Genomic DNA, 26,101 nt, shown 5'->3' with positions numbered 1-26,101 from the left:
CTTCTCGTAGTCTCTTCGCCCTTCCCCTGATCACTTTCGCTATTTCAAGATGCCTTCACGGAAGGCTTTAGCCACTGCTGCGGGTGTCGAATGCACCCCAAACTTTCGGTAAATACTGCGCAAATGGTAGTCCACTGTGACCGTCGCAATCGAAAGTTGGTCGGCGATTTCTTTGCGCTGCAAACCATTCGCCAAATTATTGAGAATTTCGACTTCCCGCTTCGTCAGGTCGAGATTCGAGACACGATCTGGCGCTGATTTTAATAACTCCACGACATAGGGCGTCACGGCACTACTGAGCGGCATCCCTCCTTCAATCACCTCGTGGATCTGCTTAACAATGACCTCAAAAGGTTCAGTTTTAAGGAGATACCCGACCGCGCCAGCCCGCATGGCATCGAAAACACTACGCCGCTTGCCAGCGATCGTCAGCACAACGATCAGGATTTCGGGATAGTTCTGCTTCAAATCCACAATCGCCTCGAGCCCATGCATACCGGGCAAGTTAAGGTCGAGGAGTATCACATCCGGCACCATTGAATTTTTCAGAAAAGAACGCGCCTCATCGTAGCTACCGAAGGACTGTTCGCAATTCAGTCCCTCCTCCAAATTGAGCAAATTAGCTAAATGCTCTGCATAGTCAGAGCTGTCTTCGATAATCCAGACGGTCGTCGTTTCGTTCAGTGGGTTTGGAGTCGTCATATTGATTAAAGCTGAATACGGAGCATGATTTCACTACCTTGCCCGAGCGTGGATTCGATTACAAGCCTTGCGCCGATTCGATCGGCGCGCCGAGCCATACTACTAATGCCTAATTGCGGACGATCCACTTGCTTTGACTTCACCTCAGCGATGTCAAAGCCAGCGCCATTGTCACGCACGGAAATAGTTAAATACGGCTTCTTCCAGACGAATTTAACTTGCACCAGATCCCCACCGGAATGCTTTGCCGCGTTATTCACCATCTCACGGAAAATGAGCATCGTGTCGCGCTTAAACATGACGGATACTTTGGAGTCTGGCATCTTATCGATGTCGGTAACGAGCAGTTCTAACTGCTCGGTCGAAACGACCTGCTCTGCAATCGACTCAAGCCGCGAAAGCAATTGATGGAGAGTGTCGGTTTCACTATCCGTAAACCACAACACATCGGAGAGTGCCGACTGCATCTGCTCCGCTAAACGGCGCAACTTACCGCCTTGTTCGATCACCGCTGTTTCGTTTGCCAAACGTTGGATGTAAGTCGCCCCGAGTGCCATCGCACTGACGCGACTACCGATATCGTCATGCAGATCCATCGCGATACGCTCACGCAGCGCGGCCTCCTTGCGTTTACGTTGCCAAAGCGTATAGCTCGTCACACTCACCGCACATAGAATGAGAATACAAATCAGCGCAGCAATCAGGCCGCGCCAGAAGCCTTGCCAGCGCGTGGTGATCTCAGTCAGTTGCTTGTTTACAGCTGCCAATTCGCGACTCAGCTGCTGACGACGCTCAAGCCCTTGCAACCAGTCGTGGAAAAGCATGACCCTGCGCCCATCCACCTCCAGATCAATCAAGCGATCTTTCATCTCATCGGCGGATGTGGGGAATCCGGAAAGCGTCACAGATTCGAATACCAGTGGCACGCCTTGGTTAAATGCATGAATTTCCCCGAAGCCGACCACTGGTTGACCATCATGTAGCGGTAGCTCATGTAAAGTGATGCGAATCCAGCGTGCATATTTACCCAAAGTCGGCACTCGAATCACATTATTCCCGGGCTCTAACTTCCCGATTCTCTTAAACCAACTTCTCCGTATCGCAGCAGTCCCATCGCCCTTTTCTTTAAAGAATGCAATTTCAATTGATCGAGCAAATCCGAAATTTGGAATCAGCACCCCATCGATCGGCGTGGCTGGAAAAAGATGCAAGCGCCCCACCTCCAGCTCCTGGCCAAGGTCGAGCTCGATCACCAGCGCTTGCGTTGGAGGCACCTCCAAGACTGAACTAAAATCGGGAATGCCAGTCGATGATATATCGGATCGCGCAGGCTGCAACGGTAAACCAAGACTCGTTCGCTGGTCGATCAGGTAATCAGGGCTCCAATAAGGTCGCGACTCCAGCGCACCACTGGTTTGAATCGACTGTGCCAGCCACGCATCGCCTGATGACACCAAACACTTCATCTAAAGCGAAATATTCCTGCCCGCCATCCTCCACGCCACGGAAAACTTCGATGCGTATACGATTCAGTCCTTTGCCGCTCACCTCCGGAAAGGGAATGCTCAGAGGTGCCCAGCCAGGATCCGGACAATCCTCATTCATCCATTCGCCCACAACGGTCTCCTCTCCTTCCGCACGAATCCAAACGATTCGAAATCGCTTAGGGAATCCATAATTTTTCGAACGCTCAAAACGACGGTCGTAAGCGGGAATCAAGATCAACTTTTGTAAAGGCAAGTGCCCGCGGAAGTTAAATTCCACAGTCCATCTAGGCTCCTTTGGCAATACATCCAATTCCGGTAAAAAGCTACTATGATAGCCAAACGCCTCATGCTGCAGCGGTTCCCCTGGAATAGGTAGATTCTGCATCTCAGTAGTCAAATCAATGATACGCTGCTTTAAATCAATCTGCACCTGCGGAATATCCCACAGGGCGACATGCTCCGCCAAAGCAAACAGCGGTGCCGATAACACCCATGCAAAAAGAAAATGACGTAAGGAAGTAATGGAAATCAGCTGTTTCAGAATACGTAATTTTATAATATACGGATCCATTGAGTAAACGAAATTCAAATAAACAGGTTGTATATCCTGGTGCGCATGAATTCTTGTGAAAATACGGATTGATGTTTTATCATTTAGGATCGGATTAAGGCTGTGCGCGCAGACTGAACTGCCAGCGGTACGGCTTGTTCGGCTTCGTCATGTGCTGGTTGAGTGGCAACGCCTTCCAGGAGTTGACACCTCCGACGCCGACTTGCACATGGTCGATGTTGAGCGTGACAACGCCGCCTGTTTTAATATCGCAAGGGTGACGATGTCCTGCGTCGAGCTCGCTCATCGCAAAGGGATATGCGGACATATTAAGCGGTGCATTGATACCGCGAATAATGAGACCAGCCCCGGCATCATCCCTGAGGCTGGCAAAACGAACGCCAGTGCGGTTGCCAGTTTCCTGCGGTTTGGAATAAGGATACCACGCGTCTGCAACGTTTAACGACCACTTGCCGAGGCGGGCGCCGCGCTGTCGATCGAGCATCGTCTCATCCGGGCCATGACCATACCACGACCAGTTAACCAAGTCCTTGCTCACCTGAGCCTGCATGCCTAGACGCGGTATGACTGGTCCGAGGTTTTTACCTTTTGGAGTGACGGTGACATCGGCAAAGATCGCGCCGCCTGCGGAGACTTTGTAGATCAGCTGAGCAGTCGTTTGCCCGACCGGAATCGACAGCTGATAGTTAAGAATCACATCGTTGCCGACTTGTTTCACTTCGGCGGATTGGACCTGTGCTTGGGCGCCGGCCTTTTTCCACATGTTAGATTTCTCGAGAAGTTTACTGCCACGGTCATTGTCTACTGGTGGACGCCAGAAGTTGAGTTGCAGCGGTTTAACAAACACCGACTTCCCCGAAACTTCGAGCTGGCCGATGGCTCCGGTCTTGTCATCGAAACGAACCTGAAAGCCGTCGCCAGTGACGATGGTCTGCCCACTCACTTGCTGATAGGTCACGGTCGGAGCTAAAGCTTCGGGTAGAACCTGAGTAGCATCTCCAGAGAGCACGAATTGCTGCCAAGTCACGAGGTGCCCTACCTCGGCCCAAGAGGTCGCTTGTTTAAGCCGCACTTCAATGGAGAGCACGGCTTCGACGCCTGGCTTGAGCTTAAACTGAGGTAGATCGATCTCTACGATCGCAGACTGCCCTGGCTCAATCGCAGGAAGCGCGAGCACTTTGTCGAGTTCCCCTTCCCCATTGAGCAGGATGCCGTAGCTAAGTTCAAGGTCGTCCAATGTCGTAAAGAAACGGTTGCTGGTGATTTCCAAGCGGCCGGCACCTAGGTTTTTAATGAAGACGTTTTCGTAGCATTTTTTGACTTCCTGCAATTGCGGCGAAGGCTCGCGATCGGCATTGAGGATACCGTTCATGCAGAAGTTGTCGTCGTTTGGCTTGTCTCCGAAGTCGCCGCCGTAGGCGTAAAATTCCTGGGTCACGCCATTGACGGTTTTAGTTTGGCGCAATCCCTGATCAATGAAGTCCCAGATAAAGCCTCCCTGAAGATTTCGGTATTTGTGAATATCATCCCAGTATTCGGCGAGGCCGCCGGATGAGTTCCCCATAGCGTGGGAGTATTCACACTGAATGACTGGATGTTGTGCCGAGAGCGGCTTCTTACTTTGGGCGATCGCATACTTAACTACTTTTTGATGCGAGTCATACATGGGACCGTAAAAATCAACGTGGCTCACCGCATGGTCGCCTTCGTAGTGGATGACTCGGCTGTCTTCGTTTTCACGGATCCAGGTAGAGCAGGCCTCAAAATTGACACCGTCTCCTGCCTCGTTGCCGAGCGACCAGATGATGATCGAGGGATGATTTTTGAACGCCTCGACATTGTTCATGACACGGTCCAGATGGGCCGCTTGCCATGTGGGATCTTTAGCGAGTGAGTCTTTGCCATACCCCATACCGTGCGATTCGATGTTGGACTCGGCGCAGAGGTAGATTCCGTATTCATCGCAGAGTTCATAGAATCGTGGATCATTCGGGTAGTGACTGGTGCGGATGGCGTTGATGTTGTTACGCTTGGCAATGAGGATGTCTTGCAGCATCCGCTCCTCGGAGATGTAGTGCCCCGTGTCGGGATCGTGATCGTGGCGGTTGACGCCTTTGATCAGGATGGGCTGGCCATTGACGAGTAATTGACCGTCCTTAATTTCACTGCGCGAGAAGCCGACCTTTCGTGCATAGGTATCCACAATCGTGCCTGAGGCATCTTTTAGTTCGATGATCAGTTGATAGAGATTCGGGGCTTCGGCCGACCAGAATTGCACATCGAGTGGCTCCAAGGTGAACTCACTAGTGCTGCCAGTTTTTCCTTTAAGTGAATGACTAAAGATTTCCTTGCCCTCCAAATCGTTCAATTGCACCTCAAGCTGGTAATCAACGACAGCATGACTGGTCAGGTTTCGAACATCAGCCTCAAAGCTGAAGGTGCCCTTATTGTAGTCGTCCGTAAGACCACCACGTGCGAAATAATCGCGTAGTTGAAGAGGCGCACTCGACCAGAGATAGACATCTCGAAAGATTCCGGAGAGTCGCCAGAAGTCTTGATCTTCGAGGTAAGTGCCGTCGGAATTTCGATACACTTCCACTGCCAACAGGTTTTCGCCCTCGTGCAGATACTCGGTGATGTTAAATTCGGACGGGGTGCGCGAGTCCTGAGAATAACCAACTTTTTGTCCATTGACCCACAGGTAGAAGGCCGAATTGACACCATTGAAGGTGATGAAAGTCTGTCGTCCCTCCCACTCAGTGGGGAGCGTGACCGTGCGACGATAAGAGGACACCGGGTTGCGCTCGTCAAAATTCGTGAAACGCCGCGGCGGCTCTGTCATCACGAAAGGAGGATTCTTTTTAAAGGGATATGGCTGGTTGGTATAGATCGGCGTGCCGTAGCCTTCGAGTTCGACATTGGATGGCACCTTGATCGTTTTCCACGACGAGGCATCATAATCAGTCTTGTAGAAATCAACGGACCGCTGGTCTGGATGCTTCACCCAATTGAACTGCCAATCGCCGTTTAAGAGCATGGCATAAGGCGACTCAAGGCGCTTCAAACTGACTGCTTCCTTCGCAGTCGGGAACGGCATTGATACCGCGCGTGGCGCTTCCTTGTTGATGCGGAAAATACTCTGGTCCTCCCAATCAACGGCTGATGCTGAATGACAAAGCGCAGCTAGCAGCAACGTGCTTAGTAGTAAGTTTCGTTTTTTAATGAGCATGAGATTACGTATGAGATGCTTGAATGGATTCAGTTTGCAGATTTTAAAGTTTTAATTTCAACAGTTCGTCCAATCAGTCCGTCGGAGGACGCGGTTAAACGAATGATGCCCGCCTCGCCTTTGACTGACTGAACGACCACCAGACAGAGACCATTGAACGCCTTGCGTCTCGAAGCTTGAAACGGTTCGTGGCTGACAGGATTGCCGTTGCCGACGGCCACAATCTTACCAGGACCTTCAATGGTAAACGCCACCTCGTTGTGCGAACGAGGCACGAGTTGCCCGTCTTGATCCGAAATCTGAACGGTGATAAACGACAGGTCACGGCCATCTGCGGCAATCTCTGAACGGTCAGCCGATAGAGAAAGCTTAGCAGCGTCGCCTGCAGTCGGCATCACATCTTCAGCCCATGGCTTGCCGTTTTTATAAGCGATCACTTTCAACTCGCCAGGTTGATATAACACGTCGTCCCAACGCAGACGATACTCGTATAGTCCCTTCTTCTTGCGACCGAGCGACTTCCCATTTAGGAAGACTTCAGCTTCATCTCCGGAGGTATAAACATGCACGGGCGTGACCTCCCCCACTCGCTCCGGCCAGTTCCAATGCGGCAAGATGTGTGCCATCGGCAAGTCTGGGCGCCAGCGCGCCTGATACAGGAAATAGCGATCTTTCGGAAAGCCACACAGGTCGACGATGCCGAAATAAGAACTACGTGGTGGAATATCACCGCCCAGTTTTTCAAGTTCCGCTTTCATCCGGGCGCGTTGCTTCGGATCGGTGAAGTTCAGCAAGTTGGTGCTGTCCTTATTGTAGGGAGTCGGTTCGCCGATGTAGTCGAATCCAGTCCAAACGAACTCACCGAATATTTTCGGGTAACGATCCAAGGCTTCGAATTCCACATCCGGACGATAGGCCCACGACGGCGCCGTGAAGTCATAGCTGCTCACCTGAAAGTAACCGCCGGAGCCCTTTGACTTATCCTCGGAAAAAGGAAAGAAATACTCGCCACGTGAACTGACAGTGGACGCCGTTTCGCTGCCGTAGAGCGGGATATCTGGATGCTTCTGCAAGAACTGTTTATAATACTTTGCATTCTGCTTGGCCTTATAATTGTAACCGAAGACGTCGACTGTCTGCTCAAAGCCGTTAAACCCAGCCCGATAGTTATTACAACCTGCGGTGACAGGGCGCGTGATATCCTCGGACTTAATAATGTCTGTGAGTTGCTGCGAAATTTTGATTCCAGCAGCATTCCCCTGCTCACGCACCTCGTTGCCAGTCGACCACATCACGACGCTGGGATGGTTGCGATCACGACGCACCATAGCGCGTAAATCACGCTCATGCCACTCAGTAAAATGCAGGCTGTAATCGTTAGGAGTCTTGCTCGCTTTCCAGGCATCAAAGGCCTCGACCTGCACCAAGATCCCCATGCGGTCGCACAGTTCAAGAAATTCGGGTGCCGGCGGATTGTGCGAGGTGCGGATCGCATTGCAGCCCATCTCTTTTAGAATCTCGATTTGACGCTCCAACGCGCGAGTGTTGATGGCTGTCCCCAACGGCCCAAGATCGTGATGCTGACACACGCCGTTCATAACCACAGTCTTACCATTGAGTAAAAAGCCCCGATCGGTGGTAAATTCAATCGTGCGAATACCAAACACTGTCTGCTCGCGATCGACGACCTCACCGTTCTGCAGCACCGTAGTTTCCAATGTATAAAGATTCGGACTTTGCAAATCCCACAGCTTGGGCGACTTCACCGTCAGAGTGCAATCCGTGCCACTGCCATTACTTCCCGTTTCGAGAATTTCGTGCCGCACTTCCGTGCCCTCAACTGCGCCATCCAGAGTGGTTTGAATGTGAACACTGGCGCTCGTGGTAGGAACTTCCGGCGTAGTGACAAAGGTGCCCCAATGTGCCACACGAGTCGCCGCCGTTTTAACCAAGCGAACATTGCGATAGATACCACCGCCCGGATACCAACGCGAAGATCTCTCTTTATTGTCCAAACGCACTGCAAGCACATTTTCTCCCTGCTGCAGAAATGGAGTCAGCTCAAACTGAAACGAGGCATAGCCATACGGCCACTCGCCGACATACTCGCCATTGAGCCAGACCTGGCTGTTACTCATCGCTCCGTCGAACTCGACAAAGACACGTTTCCCCAGCGCCTCAACTTCGAACGTTTTCCGATACCAGCCAATGCCCGCCCACGGCAATTTTCCTGTTCGATTCTCTAGCTCTGCTCGGAACGGCCCTTCGATGCCCCAATCGTGCGGCAGGTCCAATATTCTCCATGCAGATACATCCGCGCTGGGCTTTTCCAGTCCTGCGGGTTCCGCCAGTTGCGAACCATCGGGCATCGCACCAAAGCGCGCAAACTTCCAACCCCCATTAAAGTCGATCGTTTCCCGTTCGGCTGCACTCACCAAAGGCAGCGACAAAACCGCCAAGCCGACAATTATCTTTAATGAGTTCATTTTAACAAAATCTCCTACTACTTAACATCCCGCCCCCGGATCGGCTCAGCCATTTCAGATCGCCATGCGGTATACATCTTTTTCATTGCCGTGACTCGCTCTGGGTTCTGTTTCGCTAGGTTTTTGGTTTCGCCTGGGTCAGCTTCCAAATCATAAAGCTGCAAACCACTCGCGATCGGCACTGTCTTAAATTCCTTTTTAACCAGCCCGTTTTCATCTAACTGGTAGGCCTTGTAATCCTTAGGCTTTTTACGGTAAACGAGTTTCCATTTGCCCTGACGTGCCACCCAGTTGCCCTGTTTCCTTCCTGAGTCCCAGAACAATGTTTCGCCCGCATGTAAATCCGAAACACTTCCATCGATCAGCGGCAATAGACTTTTTCCATCCAGCGATTTCTTCGGTGCGATACCAGTGATTTCTGATAAACTCGCAAACAGGTCGCGATGTGTGACCGTTGCTTCAATCCTGGTGCCTTTCTCAAACCTTTCTGGCCACGACAACACCATAGGCACTTTGATACCACCGTCCATCAGGCAGTATTTATACGCATTGATATTGCCGTTGTTCGCATACGATTGATCCGATCCTCCGTTGTCCGATGAGAAAAAGATGATGGTGTTATCGGCAATCCCCTGCGCTTCAAGAGCGTTCATCAAATTCCCAATCGCAAGATCCATTTGCTCCAAGTGCGCTAAATAGATTTTTCTCCCATAAGGATCAGGTATCCCCAAGTGAGCAGCCTGACTATACCACTTCTTGTAGTTCGGCTGCTTTACAGGATCCCACAAGGGGTATTTCCAAACTGCGGCGTCACGATCAAAAGGACGAAGCGGGATGCCATATTTCTTAGCTAACTGTGGATTCGGCGCACGCGTTAACGGCGTGTGCACCGCATTGAATGACAAACGTAAATAAAACGGCTGATCGCTCTCCTCTGTAATAAACGAGATGGCCTCACGTTCAAAAATTTCGGTCGTCGTTATCCCCTCATACGACTCTTTTGCACCCTCATTGCGCGTTAGAGGCCCAATCGGGGATTGCGTCATTTTCTGCGGACTGCCCCGTCTCTTATTCTCATAAGCCTGCACATCTTTTGAGCTCAACAAATGATAATCCCAAGAATGGTGAATAAAGCCAAGGAAGCGCTCAAATCCATGTTTCATCGGATGGCTCTTCGGCCCATCATTCATGTGAGTCTTCCCGACCTTCATCGTGCGATAGCCCGCTTCAAGCATCATTTCAGCGATAGTGTGCTCTGTCCTAGGCAAGCCACCCTCTGCATAATAATAGGCACCCCAGCGCTGCTGATAGCGCCCTGTTGATAAAGCTAAACGCGAATTACTACAAATTGGCGAGCTCGCATAGGCATTCAAAAACGACACACCCGAAGCCGCCAGTCGATCGAGATTCGGCGTGTGCACATCGCTCGCCGTCACATCGTGAAAACCGACATCAGCATAGCCCAAATCATCGGCCAGAATCACAATCACATTCGGCTTATCTGACTTCGCTATGCAGACAACAACCGACACAAATAATAGAATGAATATTTTTTTTATCATAGCTTCTCCCAATGTTATTTTAATAGACGAGGCTTATTTCTTCCTCTTCTTCTGTTTCAGAACCATCGGCTGCACCCCGTTCACTTCACAGGCGGCTTGCGCATCAAAGAGCGGTTGATTATCTTTCGACCAGAATGGACTTGGTTCGTGTGCCTCTATCAATGCCTTACGAATTTCGCTCACCACTTCCGGATAAGCCGCGGCCACATCGCTTTGCTCGCCCTCATCGGCAGAGAGATCGTAGAGCTCAATCTTCATGCCCTTACGTCGATCCGAAACCACGCCTTTCCACTTGCCCATGCGCACGGCCTGATTAGGCACACCTTCATACAGTTCCCAATAGAGATACTTATGCTGCTTCTGCTGAGCCTCATTACCCAGTAGTGTCGGCAACATCGAAATCCCATCGGTCTCGCCTTGCACGGGTTCGCCCGTCAGTTCGGAAAAGGTCGGCAACATATCCCAGAAAGAGGACAGGTGATCGCTCACGCTTCCAGCGGGCACTTTACCTGGCCAGTAGGCAATCATCGGAGAGCGCACGCCGCCTTCATACATAAGGCGCTTCTTACCGCGCAATTCGCCGGAAGTCTTAAAGAACTGCAACGAGCCTTGCTGTCCGTGTGCGCCGTTATCGCTGTTGAACATGATCAAGGTATTCTCCGCCAGACCGAGCGCTTCCAAGTGACGCTTAATCACACCGATGTCGCGATCCATGCGCGAAGTCATGGCGGCATGCTTCTTCATATTCATCGGCCAATCCTCGTTCTCGTACTGCGCGAGATCCGGCACCTGATAGGAAGTATGCGGTATTGTATAAGCGAGATATAGAAAGAATGGCTGCGCTGCTTGGCCTGAGCCTGTCGAACGGCTATTGTCATCAATAAACTGCAGGGCCTCCACCGTCATCAAATCATGGCTATAGTCATTCTTTTTCCCTTTGCCATTATCCAACATGATTTTGTCAGAATTTCGCCAGAGGTATTCCGGATAATAGTTATGTGCCTTGCGCTGATCGGTGTAGCCGAAGAAGTGATCGAAGCCCTGTTGGTTCGGATGGCCACTATCCCAAGTAGAACCAAGCCCCCACTTACCAATGATCGCTGTCTTGTAACCCGCGCGCTGCATCAGCTTCCCAACTGTCTCGGTGCCTTCCGGCAGAGGCGTCTGGCCATCGGGATAGCCGGGACTGTTGGCGCGGATATACGCATGGCCCGGGTGCTTTCCCGTCATCAACGAAGCACGCGAGGGTGCACACACGGAATTACCGCAGTAGTGATTGGTGAAACGCATGCCCTGCGCCGCCATCGCGTCGAGCTCGGGAGTCTGGATCTTTTCCTGACCGTTGTAACCAACTTCACCATAGCCCAGATCATCCGCGAGGATGTAGATCACATTGGGCAACGAATCTGCGCTACAAGTCAGCGTGGCGGCAGTCGCTGTCACACAGAATAAGAGTCCCTTTAGCATATTCCGATTTATCATAAGTCGCACTTCCTCAGGTATTTCTAAATTAATTATCGCACTGAAATTTCATCGATATACATACCGCCATTTTCGACGGTGCTTAGACGAATGGTATTGGCACCGCGTCCGATCCGAATCGGCACCGTCACGGTTTGCCAGTCGGAGCCCCAATCTTTCGTATTCGGCAGCATCCGCTGTTTATCAATCACCTTACCATTGATGCTCAACTGGATCGCACGCCCTGAGGCTCCTCTGGCTTTGCCGCTGTAGCGTATTGTTAGATCCGCCTCGCCTGCGTCGCCGTCGTTCTCCTGATACCATTCAACATAGGCACCCTTATTGTTACCGAAATCCACGAATCCTTTACCATTAAAACCTTTACCCGCAGTGCTCACCACCGCGCCACTCAACTTGGCATCTTCCGCTTGGTCGCCGCCATGAGACGCATCCTGCGCCACATTCCAGACAAAACCTTCGTCAGCTGCGAAGCGCTCTTCTAGGATCTGAACAGGCTGACCATCCAACGCGACCAGCGCCTTGACCGTCGTGCCAAGTGGCACCGCAAAAGCTTTTGTATAGCGAGTTGATTGCGTCGTCGGTGTGCTACCATCGAGTGTATAGAAAATCTCGACACTTACCGCAGCCAATGTGCCGCGAAGAGATAGTAACTGCGCATCAATACTCACCAGCTCCGAAGAGATCTGACGTTTCTCGCCAAGAATACAGCTGGCCAATAATGTGATATCTCCAGCTGCGCCAGTCGATTCTACATAGGCGCGGGTCAGTCCGTAAAAAGCAATCCGATCCTTTGCGCGGAAATGTTGCTCCACATCCACCGGGCTACCGTTGTCCAAAGCACGAATCTGCCCAGGCCCAATCACATGAAATGCGGTCCGATTTTCACCGTAAGGATAAAACTCTTCCTTTGCATCCTGCGTCGTGACGCGCACTTGCACGATGTCTTTGCCAGTCTTCGCCAGCGGTTCACCGTCGATCGACAGCGCGATGCGAGCGGGCGCATCCGCAGTGCGTATTATTTTTTCGCATACAGGCTTTCCATCCTTGTAGGCGATCGCCTTCAACTCACCCGGCTGCCATCCAACCATCCACTCACATTGCATCGCATCCCACTGAGTGCCGGGGCCTTGCTTACCGAGTGATTTTCCGTTCAAAAACAGCTCCACTTCATCGCAGTTAGAATACACCCAAACTGGAATTTCGGTGCCAAGCTTGAGCGTAGGATGTGTCCAATGCGGTAGAATGTGAACCATCGGCTCATCGGTCCACTGACTTTGGTAGAGGTAGAAAAGGTCCTTTTCAAAGTTGGCTAGATCAATGGCGCCGCCCATGAATGCTCGAAACGGCCAGCCACCATGCACGTAGCCCGCTTCGCCAATATAATCGTGTCCCGTCCAACGAAAGGAGCCGGCATAATTGGGAATGTCGCGCAACTGCTCGATACTGTGGCGTGCGGTCAAGCGCACGGTCGCGTTGTCATAACTGGAGTTAAAGATCTGTTTGCGGTTACTCCGCCCATCAGCATCAATCCAATCATAAGAAAACACTTCCTCCTGAGTGAGGTCAGGAATTTCATACGGCTTCTGACTCCTACTAGGATAGCCGTTACGATACCAGGTCTTCGTGCGATAGTAACCTCGCACCTGCCACGTATGCGGATTCTCAGTGCCGATGAATACACGATCTGTTTCTAGGTTATCAAACCAGCCTGTTTTCTCACTGGCACCGTTCACACCGAAAACATCCATGTATTCCGAGCTTGAGTGACCGGAAGTAACCGGACGTGTGGGATCGAGTTCATGGCAAAGTGCCACCAAGTCTTCACCGACCTTGCCGTGAGTTTCATTGCCCACACTGTAGATCACAATGGATGGATGATTGCGGTCGCGCTTGATCCAATCTGTCAGATCACGCTCCCACCATTCCTGAAAATGATACCGCCCATAATCATGGTTAGCTTTTTTAGACCACCCATCAAAGATTTCATCCATCACCAACATGCCGACCTCATCGCAGATATCGTAAAAGGTCGGTGTCTGCGGATTGTGCGCTGTGCGGATAGCGTTACAGCCCATCGCCTTGAGCTGCTCGATGCGAAAACGTAGCACCTTATCCGGCACCGCCGCGCCGAGCGCACCCGCATCCTGGTGATTACACACGCCCTGCAACTTGATGTTCTTACCGTTCAGCCACATGCCCGTATCTGGCTTCCATTCGACATCGCGAAAACCAAATCGAGTCGTCGTGGTATCCACAACTGTGCCTGCTACCACGACTTTCGTAACCGCACGATACAGATGTGGCGAATCGATATCCCAACGTTGAGGATTTGAGACCTGAAAGCTAAAATCTGAGGCCTGAACAGCATCCGTATTTACCATAACCGATCGTTGTTCTTTGGTGACCTCATTGCCGCTAGGATCGATGATGACGACTTCCACTCCCACTGATTGTGCTGTGCCAGTGGTATTCTTAAGCTCTACATCGATCGCAGCTGCCTCGCCTTGAGTGCGAACAAAAACGCCATCTGCAGGCACATGAATCTTGTCCTTAACATCGATCCATGTGTGCGCATAGATTCCACTGCCCGTATACCAGCGTGCGGCTGGCTGCTTTGAATTGTCCACCCGCACCGCAAAAGTAATCGAGCCTGAGCTTTCCACGATCTCGCTAATGTCATACGCGAACGAACTCCAGCCATAGGGCCGCGTGCCGAGCTTCTGACCATTGGCCCACACGGTGCTATTCATAAAGACGCCATCAAAGGCGATCTCCACATACTTTCCCTTCCATTCTTGAGGCACGACAATCGTCTTGCGATACCAACCGATACCCGCTGGCAAATAGCCGCCCTTGTCCCCCATCCGATGAGCTTTGCTATATTCACCCTCGATGCTCCAGTCATGCGGCACATCCAGCACGCGCCAATCGCTATCCGCAAAGGCAACTTGCTCGGCACCTTTAGGATCACCGAGCGTGAATTGCCAGCTTTCATCAAAGCTCATGCGCGCGGCTTGCACGGACAGTGCCGCCAATAAAAAGAGAATATATGTTTGAATCATTTTCATCGGTTTAAGTCCGGGAATTATGACTAAGTTTTTCATTTTGATCTGAGAGAGCGCCCCCCTTTTACAATTAGACCAAAAGTATAACATCTTTAGGCAAAATTGTGCTAATCACCACCCGACAGAATGCTGATCATTAGGCGACATACAGAGCAAATAAACTGTCGACCTGCATTTAGGCTTGGCACTGGACAGTCTCCATATTCCCGGTTTGTTTCTTCCCCTTCCCGTCTCTCCTCAATCTTCTCCTCTCTGCGCACCCTGCCGTGTGCGCGTAGCGCTTCACGCGGTGATTGTATAAAATCTAATAGGCAACTTACGTTAGATGTAGCACCCATAAAGGGCATATACTGCATGCTACGAAAAATTCACAAATCACGTCTAGTTATTCAAGCGGGACAAAATATTCATCCAGTTCTGGATCCTCATCGCTCATTTCAAACACATACAAGGTATGCGCCAGCAGCGCTTGAGTGGTTGCCGTCAGGAATGGGTCTTTATTAAAAAAACCATGCCCTTGCCCCTCATAAGCTAAGACCTCAGCCGAACCGCCCTTGGCTCGTATCGCTTCTGCAAAGCGGACTGACTGCTTGAAGTCGACTGTAGGATCAGCTGTGCCGTGATATAAAAAAGTGTCTGGCGGCGGCGTTTTGATATTATAGATGGCAGATGCTGCCTTCTTCTCAGCTTCAGTGGTGCCCGTATAATCGCCACCGCCAAAACGACTGCGATTCCGATCGAAGGCATCAAACAGCCCGTTGTAACCATCGTAGCAAATACACTCCGGCGTCATTTGAGCTGCGATGGCGGAAAGGTGCCCGCCCGCCGAACCGCCGGCGATGCCCACTCGCGTAAAGTCTAGATTCAACTCGCTGGCGTGCTGGCGCACATAGTCAATGGCATCGAGCACATCACTAATCGCCTCAGGATATCTCGCCCCATGCGATTTCAAGCGATACTCTAGGCGCACCCCAGCGATCCCGTGCTTCGCCAGCACGAAGGACTGATGGAGAAAACCTGACTTGTTACCTTTCACCCACCCGCCGCCATGGACAAAGAAAACGACCGGAAAGGGCCCCTCGCCTGCTTTGGGGCGCTCCAATCGGAAATCCAGATCCATCTTTTTTCCGTTCGGAAGCGTGATTGTTTTGAACACAATCCTTTCCGAATGAACATCAGTATATTGGACCAAATACTCTGCCGTCGCTTGTTCGGCCTGTGCCTGGCCTTTGTCCCATCTGCTGGCGCCATGGGCGCCCACGGCACAGAGCAGAAATATAGTGAGTAGAGGTAATATAGATGCTTTCACAGAGTATAAAAATTAACATGCAATTTTATCAAAGCGAACGCCCCCTGTCTATCGCCAGAAAAGGTCATTCGTAGGCATGAGATAACTCGCGACGTTTCTTAGTTTAACAGCCTGATCTGCACGATCCCTTGGAGGAGCTATGCGTCTTCCGACTCGCTGCGGAAGTGCGAAGGCGGCAAGCTGAACTGCTTTTTAAAACTACGACTAAAATTAGTCGGCTCTTGAAAACCGACTTTAAACGCGACTTCAGAAACCGAAAGAGAACTGCTTTCGAGCAAACTACGAGCACGGTTCAGTCGAATCGACCGGATCACATCCTGCGGCGTGGTGTCGGCCATTGCCTTCAGTTTTCTTTGTAAGGTCCGTTCCGACATGCCCACCTCCGCGGCAAGTTGCTCCACTCCAAAATCTGGCTCAGATAAATGCAGATCCACACAAGCCAGCACCCGCTCCATAAAACGATCCTCAAAGGAAACCGCTTCGATATCGCCCGTGGCATCTAATTGCTGCAGAATGCGCAGCCGGTAATGACGTCGTGATTCAAGCAGGTTGTGAATCCGCATCTTTAAAATCGGTACCGAAAAGGGCTTACTAATGTAGTCGTTGGCACCGACCTCTAAGCCTTCGATCTGCTCATACTCTTGGCCGCGAGCAGTCAACATGATCACTGGAATATGATTCGTTACTTCATTGTGTTTAATCGCCCTACACAGCTCCAAACCGGACATTTCAGGCATCATCACATCTGTAATCACTAGATCTGGCACATTCTGAATAGCGAGCTCGAGCCCCTCACAACCATGACTCGCGAGCAGCACGACATAATCATCCTCCAACTCGGTCTCCAACACCAGTCGCACATCTGCGTTATCTTCGACGACCAGTATCGTGGCCCTCTCTGTTGTCTGCTGATCCATCATTTCGATCCTTTCTTAAGTGGTAAATTCGCTGTGAATTTAGAGCCTTGCCCGTCTGCGATCGGACTCTCCACCTGCACAGTGCCCCCCAACAAGCTCACAACCTCGTGGACCAATGCCAATCCAATTCCTGATCCATGCGTTTGCATCTCACCAGTCGATTGGCCACGATAATGTTGCTCAAAAATATTCGGCAAATCTTCCGCCGCGATACCAGGCCCCGTGTCTTCAACGGACAAGACGAGAGCATCATCGACCATTGTAAGCTGCAGCTCCACACTCCCCCCAGAAGGTGTAAACTTGATCGCATTGCCTATCAAATTCCCCAGGATGCGCTTGATCCCATCCGGGTCGACACACGCCACCAAGCGATTCATAGCAGGCTTAAAGATCAAATCGATCCCTTTCGCTTCGGCCAAAGGCTGCATGGCATCAAATATAGAGCGCACATGTTGCACCAACTCCAAGTCCAAGGCCATGACTCGCATTCTCCCCTCTTGAATCTGGCGCAGATCCAGAATCTGTTCCACCAGCTGTTGCAACTCATGCACATTTTTAAGCGCCACCCCAAGATAGTCTTTCAGCTTCCCCTCGCCGACTTCTTTTATCGCCCGCTCTATCGGTGCAGGAATCACGGTCAATGGTGTGCGTAACTCATGCGAGATATGGGTAAAGAAACGCAGCTTCATTTGCTCGATCTCCGTTTGATGCTGCTCTTCCGCGATGCGCAGCCGCAGCTTCTGCAGACTCAAGCGCCGCCGTATCACCCAAACCAATACAATGAACAAAAACAGTAGCACAACGCCCATGATTGCCAGATTCAGAGCCTGAGACCAACGCTGCTCCAGCCCTCGATCCACCCAATTGATGTCCTCCAAACTCTGTTCCAAGCGATTCTGGCGTTCAATCAGCTCAAACCAATCTAACATTTGCAATTCAGGCCGCCCGCCAACTAGACCGTCCGTCAAAGAGCCGACCCGCGACTCCGCCCCCTCAGGAAATCCCTCAAGGCGAATCGCCGTCACAGGGTAAAGCTGTTCCCGCATACTAATACTCACTTCGCCCATTGCAAAAACCGGACGTCCATTCTCTACCGGAAGCTCGCTCACTTTCAATCGAAGCCAACGTCCGTTCGCCGCATACAGGGGAATTCGCACTGCATTATCCCGTGGATTCCCGTCACCCCAACGCCCATCGCGAATCGGCCGAAAAACCACCTGATCACGAGCCATGCGCCCAGCATAGAGCTCAATCTTCCCCGGAAAACCATAGCCAGGCACAATACTGCCCTCCGGTGGCGTCGAAGGAAACAGTGTAAGCCAGCCCATCCGAAACTCACTGCCCAAATCGAAATCAATCACATACTCATTTGTTTCAGGCTCATCGAAGCGCACCGAAAAATCACGCTCCAGCGACGCAGCATCATTCCCGAATGCCACCTGCATCCCCAGCGGCATCCCCAGCCCAGTCTTTTGATCCGCCAAATAATCCTTACTCCAGTAGGGCCGCGCCTCGAACTCTGGCCCCGCCTCGACCGTCTTAGCCTGCCAAACCTCATGTTCAACCACACCAAATACCTCTCCCAAAGCAAACACCTCGCGCCCGCTCTCCTCAGCCCCCCGGTGCACATCGATTCGAATCGTGTCACACAATGGCTCCACGAGTTCGATCCTCAAAGGGACATGCCCGGGATCGGGACAATCTTCATGCATCCAATCCGCCACCACTTCACTGCTTCCGTCTGGAAATACCTTCGAAACTCGGAAACGGCGCGGAAAGCCGTAGCCTCGAATCGTGCCCTGCCGCGGGTCAATCGCTGGCACTAAGATGACTTGCTCCAATTTAGCAACGGCCCCCCAAGACAACTTCACCGTCCATCGAGGCGTCTGTGGCAGTTCATCCAGCACCGGAAGGTATTCACCATGAAAACCATACGAATCAATCTGCCGCGTCTCACTAAAATCGGGCAATGCTTCTAGTTCAGCTCGGACTCCCTCAGCCTCAATCGCGAGCGCCTCACGAACTGATGGAATTTCGAAGATCGAGACTTCGCCCTGTAGTGCGCCCCCACCTGCGACCACAGACAATAAAATATATAAAAACTGGAGTAAAATTCGGATCAAGACCCCAAAACAAATAAATAGCTATTCCAAAAAAGGAACCAAAATATCGATTAAGCTCTGCCAACTTTCACTCCGACATTGGCACGTTCTGTGGAATAAACTTAAATTCCAAACTCGATGAGTCTACCTCAGCCGCAAATACTTGCGAGAACAGAGGTATACAAAACGCGATCAGCAGGATTAGACGGTTCAGATTCTCCATAAATTCTATTCAGCCAACTTTTTAGGTTGGGGCATATTTTGCGGAACAAACTTAAAATCAAATTTCTTCCGAGGATTCTTGGATTTCAAAATAAACACAATTTCACGTGTTCTTGCATGAGCATATATTCGAGTGAAATGCAGTAACTCACCTTCGAGACTACCCAATGCCACCGGCACTAGACCGCCATCCTCCGAGGATTGAGAGTCCGCAACTGTAACCTTCCCCGCCGCTAATTGAGTCACTTCATCCCGGACCTTGACCAGCAATTCCGAACCAGTGAAATTAGCAAATCGAAAGGTTCCGGGCGGGAAGCCATCAATAGAATCATCCAAGGCTAGGATACTCAGAAGCATGTCCGGTTGCCGCTCTAATGGAACCATGATGAAAAGAATTTGCGCTGTCCCCTCAACCAGTGGCGAAGTGCCGATGAGCTTAAAATAACCTTGCCCGTCCTCATTCACGACAGGCACGAAGAGTTCAAATACACTGGTATTTCTAAGACTATACTCTTTAGATCGTTTTCCTTTTCTAAACTCTATCGGCTCATAGGACTCCCCTTCTTTATAATACAGCTCATCCATCGGTAGCTCATCCCACAGCAGACAGGTAAATTTCACCCCTGATGTGTCTATATTTGATTGAGCCGCTAAGGGCAGAGCCAGCACAAAGGTGAAATGCAGGCATACAATAAATAGACTGATACGATGGGGCTTCATAAATTCGGTTCTCAAGATACGTTTTAATTGAGTTCCTCTGGAGCCAGCCACCTAAAGCTGACGATCTTAAAGCGGCGCCCAAAGCGGGTATTAATGGCGTTCAGAGGAGATGCAGAGACTGTTGCTGATGCAGTATAAGGCAATGGGTTAGCCAGTGCCTCATCCCATGGTTCGTTATTGGATGGATCTGTATCCGGATCCAAATACTCAGGCACTCGTTGCAAGACCGCCTCACAGGCCGCCTGACCTAGGATCGTGGAGCCATCCAGAGAGCGCCGCTCGCCGTAAGCACGGATACTAAAAGTGTCGGAGCGTGCACTCAGGCGCGGAGCCAGTGGCATGAGTAGCTTCGCCTGCGTAATATCTCCTGGAATACCTGTCGTGGTTTTACGCTCGCCGACCGGAGACGCACCAGAGAAATACTCGCCAAAACTACCTCCAGTATAGACTGGTGTCACGCCTCCAGCGCTTGCTTGCACCGAACTGTTAATCCCAGAATCCTCAATCGCTGCCTGAAGTGCGCCCATGTAGTGCACACCACTCAGGGGCCCTTCCCCGACTCGATGGTTCACAAAGTCAGACAGACTCATGAAAGGGCCACGTAGCTTCACCTGTTTGACGATCGCTTCAGCTAGATCGGTAATCTGATCATTGTCTAAACGAGAAAACCCTGACCAGCCATTCCCCGAGAGACTATTAAATGCCGGTGCTGCTCCAGCGGGGAACGGAGTTCCGTCAGCCGTGTCGCTACCGGAACCTGCATAACTCACCGCCAAGTCCCGATTCGCACCTAATAAAGCAGCCCATGCTTCCACGGATGTAGAGTTCACATTGAATTGTCCATCGATCAGACTGTAGGCACTCATCTTCAGGTAACCTTCACCATCCGTCGTATCATCCAATTCATTCAGGATCTCGTCCACGGTCATTCCTTCAGGCAAATAGGGTCTCAAAACAGGATTCGCATTGGCGGATCGATAGTCCGAACTGAAGAAGTTCGTCAGCGTGGCTCGAAGTGAACCCGTCGCCGTGTAGCTTCCGGATAGCGTGTATTCGGGAGCAATACCTGAAAAAAAGTATCGGTCAAAAAGTGCGTCATTCAGCAGCCACGAGGTGTCGGCAGCTGTCACCAGACCTGTCGTGGCTCCATCTTGTAATTTCCCATAAGGTGAGACGGGAGAAACCATGACACTGGCCATCGAATTCCCCACCGGATGGTATGCCTCGGAAGTTTTCGTGTTAAGCGCTGCGTGTGAAAACTGAGCTAACGATAACAGCGGGCTCGATAGAATTTCAGTCATCGGTATGTGTGTGGATCCGAAGTCCTCAAAACTCGTGCCCCAGTAGGCGTTACGAATTGCTGGCGGAAAATCAAATCCCATTTCATCGATGATGCTATTCAGCCCACCGGCGATACAACGTGCTTTGAACGTATAATTCGGATCGACCCTTCGGTTAAACGATCGTTCATTACTGCCCACGGAAGCAGGGTTGAATTGCGAAAAGATCTCCACAGGTGCTGCAGAATCGGCTGGCAGAGCTAGATAAGCGACGGCACCAAAGGGACTCTTGGCACTAAGATCCGCGGCAGTAATAATGACTCCATCCGAATCCACATCAATGTCATAGGGAGTATCGTCCGTGTCATTTAACCAAAAACAAAGCGCCTGTATCTGATCACCCCATTCATTTCGAGACAAGGTATTCGCATCCAAAGGTCCTACGGGAAGACTGGTGTGCTGCCTGTAAGAGCCAGACCAGATTCCCCTAGCATTAGGATCAAATTTGGCATTAACCGAAACCACCTCGCTAATTGGAACGGCTTCCCAGGTAGGATTCATCTTGTCACCAGGATCGTTGATTGGGAATTCCTGAACAACAATACCTGTCGATTCTGAAAATTGATTTCCTAAAACCAAGCTGCTACGCTGGGCGCTAGTGCCAGAGGGAGGAGATACGGCAATGATCTCCCCCGGCTCCATGGACAAGCCAGAAAGCATATAGCTAATGTTATTCCCCCCCGCATCACGCGTTTGATAACTGCCAAAGTCTCGAGGGCCATATACCGTAGAAGATCCATCTGCCTTATTCACTTCTAGCTCAAGCGTCCCAGGAATGCCAACCAGCAAAGCAACGGCTAAGTTATCAGCCGTGATTCTGCGATTGTAAGGGTTCCAAAAATAGTAAAGAGGATCTGCCACCAACGCCAAATTGCCTCCGACATTCTTTAGACTATAATAGTAAACGGAACCAATCAATAACGGTGCATAGTTGGATCGTGCTGGGCGAAAAATATAAGTGCCGTCTGCGTTTATCTCTGCATTCCACACATTACTACCCGACTCCGCTCCGTTTACACTTCTTTGCGCACGCATCATCTCACCCAGTGTATAATCTGGTCCTGGCAAGCTGGAATCCAGTTGAAGGCGTGCGCTGGCATTTGGATAATGAGCACGAGCGCGCATTGAATAGTTTCCACTCACCCCCTCCAAGCGCTTATACAAATTAGCATAATCACGTAGCGCCCACCAATTCGGCCCTCTCACAGAAGCCCACTGTGGCGCAGTGTATGAATTAGCGATGTCACTCGAAAAGAGTGAACCAGAGCTTGAGGTATCACGGTAAAGAAACCGCTCATGCACCCCACGCATTCCACCTGCGACGTGTGGTGAGGCCAACCGATCATTCCCTCCGACAAACTCGCCTTCCTGTGCACTAAATAATGCAGGAAAAGAAGTCGTAGACACATCGGCGTCTCCATCCATTTCAAAGGCAAGGCTCAGATCACGGCGTAGTCCGCCGAGCTTCACATCTGCGATCACCCCGCGACTTCCCCAAGTGACATCGGCTTGTTGATCTTCGAGCCAAGCCGATGCATCTGCTCCACTACTCATGGTGCTAGTGATGCCCGCGAGATCACTGAGCTTTAAAATGCCAGCAGCAATCAGATCCGGGCTATCACTGGTTAATGGATAATCGGTGTCGGTAATCGCATCAAACGGCCCAGACGCGCCGGAACCATTCAAAGCTCTATAATCCGGCCCAGGTGCAGCGCTTAGGCGAGAGGCTTGATAGCGTTCGGCACTTAGATTACTTGGTGACAGTTCACTCCATGATAAATCTGCCTTCAGTCCTTCATCCTCGACTGCAAAAGCAAAGGCCGTCGTTCCACCATTTAAAGAATCCACCTGCACTTTCTCAACTTGACAATAGGCATCGCCATTTGAACTGGTCGCCAAAGTCACATAATCACTCACGTTGCCCGTATTCACATCGTCTTCCACATCGTCTAAAGTGGTGGGCAGCTCAAGTTGACCGGTTGTATCGTTGGCACTGGAGACCAGCCAACCAACAAAGGTGCGATCATTTGGAAACTTAGGGCTGTAGCTGGGTGTGCCAGTGGAAGCTGTGTCTGACTTCCAAACACCTGTCCACGAACCTTGCCCCGTGGGAACCGACAAACCACCGGTATAGATATTGGCCCCATCGCTCAATTGATCTGCCGCAGCGGTAATACGCTGATCTGGGCCAGCGACTTCTTGCAACTTACCAATTGCAATATTGAGGCTCAACAGCGCGGCCTGCTCCGCTTCCAAACTATATGTCTGCGTTTGTGCACTCTGTGACTCGACCTGCACAAGTGTGGTAATCGACAACAGCAAGAGTAAAACAAATGCCATCAAGCTGAGGGCAATCACGAGCGCGAAACCGGACTGCCTAGAGGGTCTTAACATGATGGGGTATATAAGCGTAAAAAGATAAAATAGGAATGCTATTTGCGCGCTTCTTTAAAGCCATTCACGACGCTTTCGTAGCGTTTGTTCAAGCCGAATATGTTGGCGCGATCGCCAGACGATTTCACTGGATTGATCGCGGATAAATCGGTGCCTGCTGCAATCGCACGAAGCGATGCATCAGCTGGCAACTCAACTTCATAAAACCCATCCGCATTTGCCAGCAGTGAGACGGATTGGGCAGCCCCCTGTGAATCGATGACAGTAAACTGAGGCTCAGACATCTCCATTTTGAATACGATCTTGCGCTCACGTACGGGTGAATCGATCTGCACATGGGTTAACTTCCCCTCACTGCGATCAGCACTCACCGTTACACCGCCCTGACAGAGCAAGGAACGGAAATGTGCATCCTTCCACGAGGACGGCATGCCAGGCATAATACGGATGGTATCCCCCCAGCTCTGTAGCAGCATATCATGAATAGCAGTTGCCGCCGAAAAGGGGCTCTCAATTACTGGATTACCTTCAGCATACATCGTAGTGCACGACACGTTATTAAACGGCAACATTCTCAAATAGTTAAGAGCGGTATCGCCGTCGTTTAAAGAAGCATACATCGACGCAGCCCCCGTGCAGGTGTAGCCAGTTACCGATCTAGCATCATCCATTTTATTGTCTAAGTTTTGGGTAATCCTCAACCAATGGTCCACCGATCGTTGCAGCAGATCGCGATCCTTATCTGGCGTCAGATCGTATAAAGGATAGAACGCTAGAAGATGCGAATAGTGCCGGTGTGCTTTATCAAATGGAATGTCACGACCGATCCGTAGACCGCTTTCATCCTCCTGATAATCCACCAAATGGTCCAACAAGTGCTGCCATGCCTCCGCTTTCGGATCATTCAGGTCATGCTCGCGGTTGATGTCGAGCAGGGTTTCAGCCGCCCATTTCGTCAACGCGATGGTGTAGTTCACATCCATACCAGTGCCGCCCGGATACTCAGGCGACCAGGTGCGCTTGAAATGGATTTTCCCATCATCTAAATCGACTGGGTTCTCCTCAATGTAGCGCAGGTTTGTATTCAACGCCCGCTTCAGCAGAGGAAAGAGACCGTCTCGCATTCTTTCAGCATCATCCGCATAGCGACACTGTAGCCAGTAATCGTGCAACATCCAGATCATGTGATCCGCCACGTTTTTTCCGACAGGAGCCACCATGTCTGCAGGAAAAATCGTGCCCGCATTGAGGCAATCCTCACGCCACTCCTCTGGAACGTTGGTGATCAAATTATGTGCATATTGGTCCGTCTTGTTGACCAATGAAGCCCCGACATCCAAGCGATTTGCGGTGAGATGTGTCCAATAAGTCAGCTGCACATTTAAATCCGTCCAAATCATTGGCCAAAACCCTGGCTGATACCAAGGCCCCATCACATCCAGCATCATCCCATTTGAACGAGTCGCCGATGCAAATTTATACATTTGTAACCAGTAAAACTGCTCCCAGAAATCATCTGATATCGACACAAAACTCTGCGGGTAATACGCATTCCACCAACGTTCGTGATTCGCAAGGTAAGTCCCCTCCTCAACTTCTTGGAGACCACGACGCATATTAGCCTTCACCTCAGGAAGTGCCTGCCCCATTTCTTGGGAAAATGCGATGGAACCGACCAAAGTCTTCGAGCGAGTAGTCGCATCTTCGATCACCTTCCATGCAGTCAATAACTCGCCCGATTCCGCATAGAGCTCCTGGCGGCTAATGTTCCCCTCTGGGCTCATCGAAACTTCAACTTCGGGAGCCTTCGGATACGGCATCGCGGTGAAGGCCTTATCGATGCCTTTGATTTCCTCTCCATTCGCCTGTTTACGTGCCACATTCGCCTCACACACTCTGCGCGGATGCGAATACGCTTCTTGAGGCTGCCACTCAAAGTCCACCGTCTCATCGCCTTCGGCAAGTACTTTAAAATAGAAAGAGTCAAACTCTGCATGCACCACACTTTCGATCTGATAGCTGCCAACCGAAGTTTGAACCGTGCCGACCAACTTGGCGTTCCACAGATCCAAACGCCAATCGACTCCAGTCACATCGCCCTTAGAGCGTATCCGATAGAATCCGATAGGCAGACGCCCACGGTAGATCCAAGTATGGTCCTGCCCCTTAACTGAAGGTCGATTGTCATAATAGTCTCCACGACCGACGTGGAGAGACAGCACATTCTTGTCATTGCTTGCCTCGGGATTCTTAGCACTCGACCTTTCTTGGAACAACAACAGCCCGAGCATACCATTGCCGAGATACGGCGCCTGCAGCCAGTCCTTCGGCACTTGACTCTCCCACTTCATATCCTGTTGCCCGATAAAGGACGGCCAATCGATGTCCTGCGCTCTTGATTCAGCAGCAACCTCTTCAGAGGCCGAGCAACTGAATGCAGTCAGAAACAGTGCCCCTATAAGTATTCTATTCAGACGCTTCATATTTATGGGTTTTATTTTGAGTATTGTGGT

At 50.9% G+C, this 26,101-nt stretch carries 14 protein-coding genes; all 14 read right to left on the bottom strand.

All coding sequences use genetic code 11. The features are described from left to right. Positions 1-39: 39 nt before the first annotated feature. A complete protein-coding gene (locus tag SH580_RS21470; protein WP_319832857.1) occupies positions 40-702 on the bottom strand; it encodes a response regulator in 663 nt (220 codons plus the stop codon). A gap of 5 nt (positions 703-707) precedes the next feature. Then, the gene (locus SH580_RS21465; protein ID WP_319832856.1) at positions 708-2,168 is read right to left on the bottom strand and encodes a sensor histidine kinase; all 1,461 of its coding nucleotides are present in this window, start codon (positions 2,166-2,168) and stop codon (positions 708-710) included. Then, positions 2,077-2,760 (bottom strand): hypothetical protein, encoded by a 684-nt coding sequence (locus SH580_RS21460; RefSeq protein ID WP_319832855.1) that lies wholly within the window; start codon positions 2,758-2,760, stop codon positions 2,077-2,079. Before SH580_RS21460 ends, SH580_RS21465 begins: the two co-directional genes overlap by 92 nt. A 94-nt stretch (positions 2,761-2,854) precedes the next feature. Then, a complete protein-coding gene (lacZ, locus tag SH580_RS21455) occupies positions 2,855-5,989 on the bottom strand; it encodes a beta-galactosidase, LacZ type (protein WP_319832854.1) in 3,135 nt (1,044 codons plus the stop codon). A 29-nt stretch (positions 5,990-6,018) separates the two neighbouring features. Further along, the gene (locus SH580_RS21450; RefSeq protein ID WP_319832853.1) at positions 6,019-8,475 is read right to left on the bottom strand and encodes a glycoside hydrolase family 2 TIM barrel-domain containing protein; all 2,457 of its coding nucleotides are present in this window, start codon (positions 8,473-8,475) and stop codon (positions 6,019-6,021) included. 17 nt (positions 8,476-8,492) lie between these two features. Then, a complete protein-coding gene (locus SH580_RS21445) occupies positions 8,493-10,037 on the bottom strand; it encodes a sulfatase family protein (RefSeq protein WP_319832852.1) in 1,545 nt (514 codons plus the stop codon). A 33-nt stretch (positions 10,038-10,070) separates the two neighbouring features. Then, positions 10,071-11,519, bottom strand: a complete 1,449-nt coding sequence (locus tag SH580_RS21440; protein ID WP_319832851.1) for an arylsulfatase — start codon at positions 11,517-11,519, stop codon at positions 10,071-10,073. A 32-nt stretch (positions 11,520-11,551) separates the two neighbouring features. After that, positions 11,552-14,587, bottom strand: a complete 3,036-nt coding sequence (locus SH580_RS21435) for a glycoside hydrolase family 2 TIM barrel-domain containing protein (protein WP_319832850.1) — start codon at positions 14,585-14,587, stop codon at positions 11,552-11,554. 382 nt (positions 14,588-14,969) lie between these two features. Then, complete coding sequence (locus SH580_RS21430; RefSeq protein ID WP_319832849.1) at positions 14,970-15,893, bottom strand: alpha/beta hydrolase; 924 nt, start codon at positions 15,891-15,893, stop codon at positions 14,970-14,972. Positions 15,894-16,030: 137 nt separating this feature from the next. After that, positions 16,031-16,813, bottom strand: a complete 783-nt coding sequence (locus SH580_RS21425; protein ID WP_319832848.1) for a response regulator transcription factor — start codon at positions 16,811-16,813, stop codon at positions 16,031-16,033. Next, a complete protein-coding gene (locus SH580_RS21420) occupies positions 16,810-18,933 on the bottom strand; it encodes a sensor histidine kinase (RefSeq protein WP_319832847.1) in 2,124 nt (707 codons plus the stop codon). The genes SH580_RS21425 and SH580_RS21420 overlap by 4 nt, the downstream gene beginning before the upstream one ends. A 207-nt stretch (positions 18,934-19,140) precedes the next feature. Continuing rightward, positions 19,141-19,905: a hypothetical protein gene (locus tag SH580_RS21415; RefSeq protein ID WP_319832846.1), complete on the bottom strand. Its 765-nt coding sequence runs from the start codon at positions 19,903-19,905 to the stop codon at positions 19,141-19,143. Next, the gene (locus SH580_RS21410; protein ID WP_319832845.1) at positions 19,878-23,588 is read right to left on the bottom strand and encodes a hypothetical protein; all 3,711 of its coding nucleotides are present in this window, start codon (positions 23,586-23,588) and stop codon (positions 19,878-19,880) included. Before SH580_RS21410 ends, SH580_RS21415 begins: the two co-directional genes overlap by 28 nt. 38 nt (positions 23,589-23,626) lie before the next feature. After that, positions 23,627-26,071: a glycosyl hydrolase family 95 catalytic domain-containing protein gene (locus SH580_RS21405; RefSeq protein WP_319832844.1), complete on the bottom strand. Its 2,445-nt coding sequence runs from the start codon at positions 26,069-26,071 to the stop codon at positions 23,627-23,629. Positions 26,072-26,101: the final 30 nt, after the last annotated feature.

This window comes from Coraliomargarita algicola, from assembly GCF_033878955.1.
Classification (GTDB): domain Bacteria; phylum Verrucomicrobiota; class Verrucomicrobiia; order Opitutales; family Coraliomargaritaceae; genus Thalassobacterium; species Thalassobacterium algicola.
The sequence above is the reverse complement of the archived record's forward strand: the minus strand, read 5'-3'. Positions and strand labels throughout refer to the sequence as shown.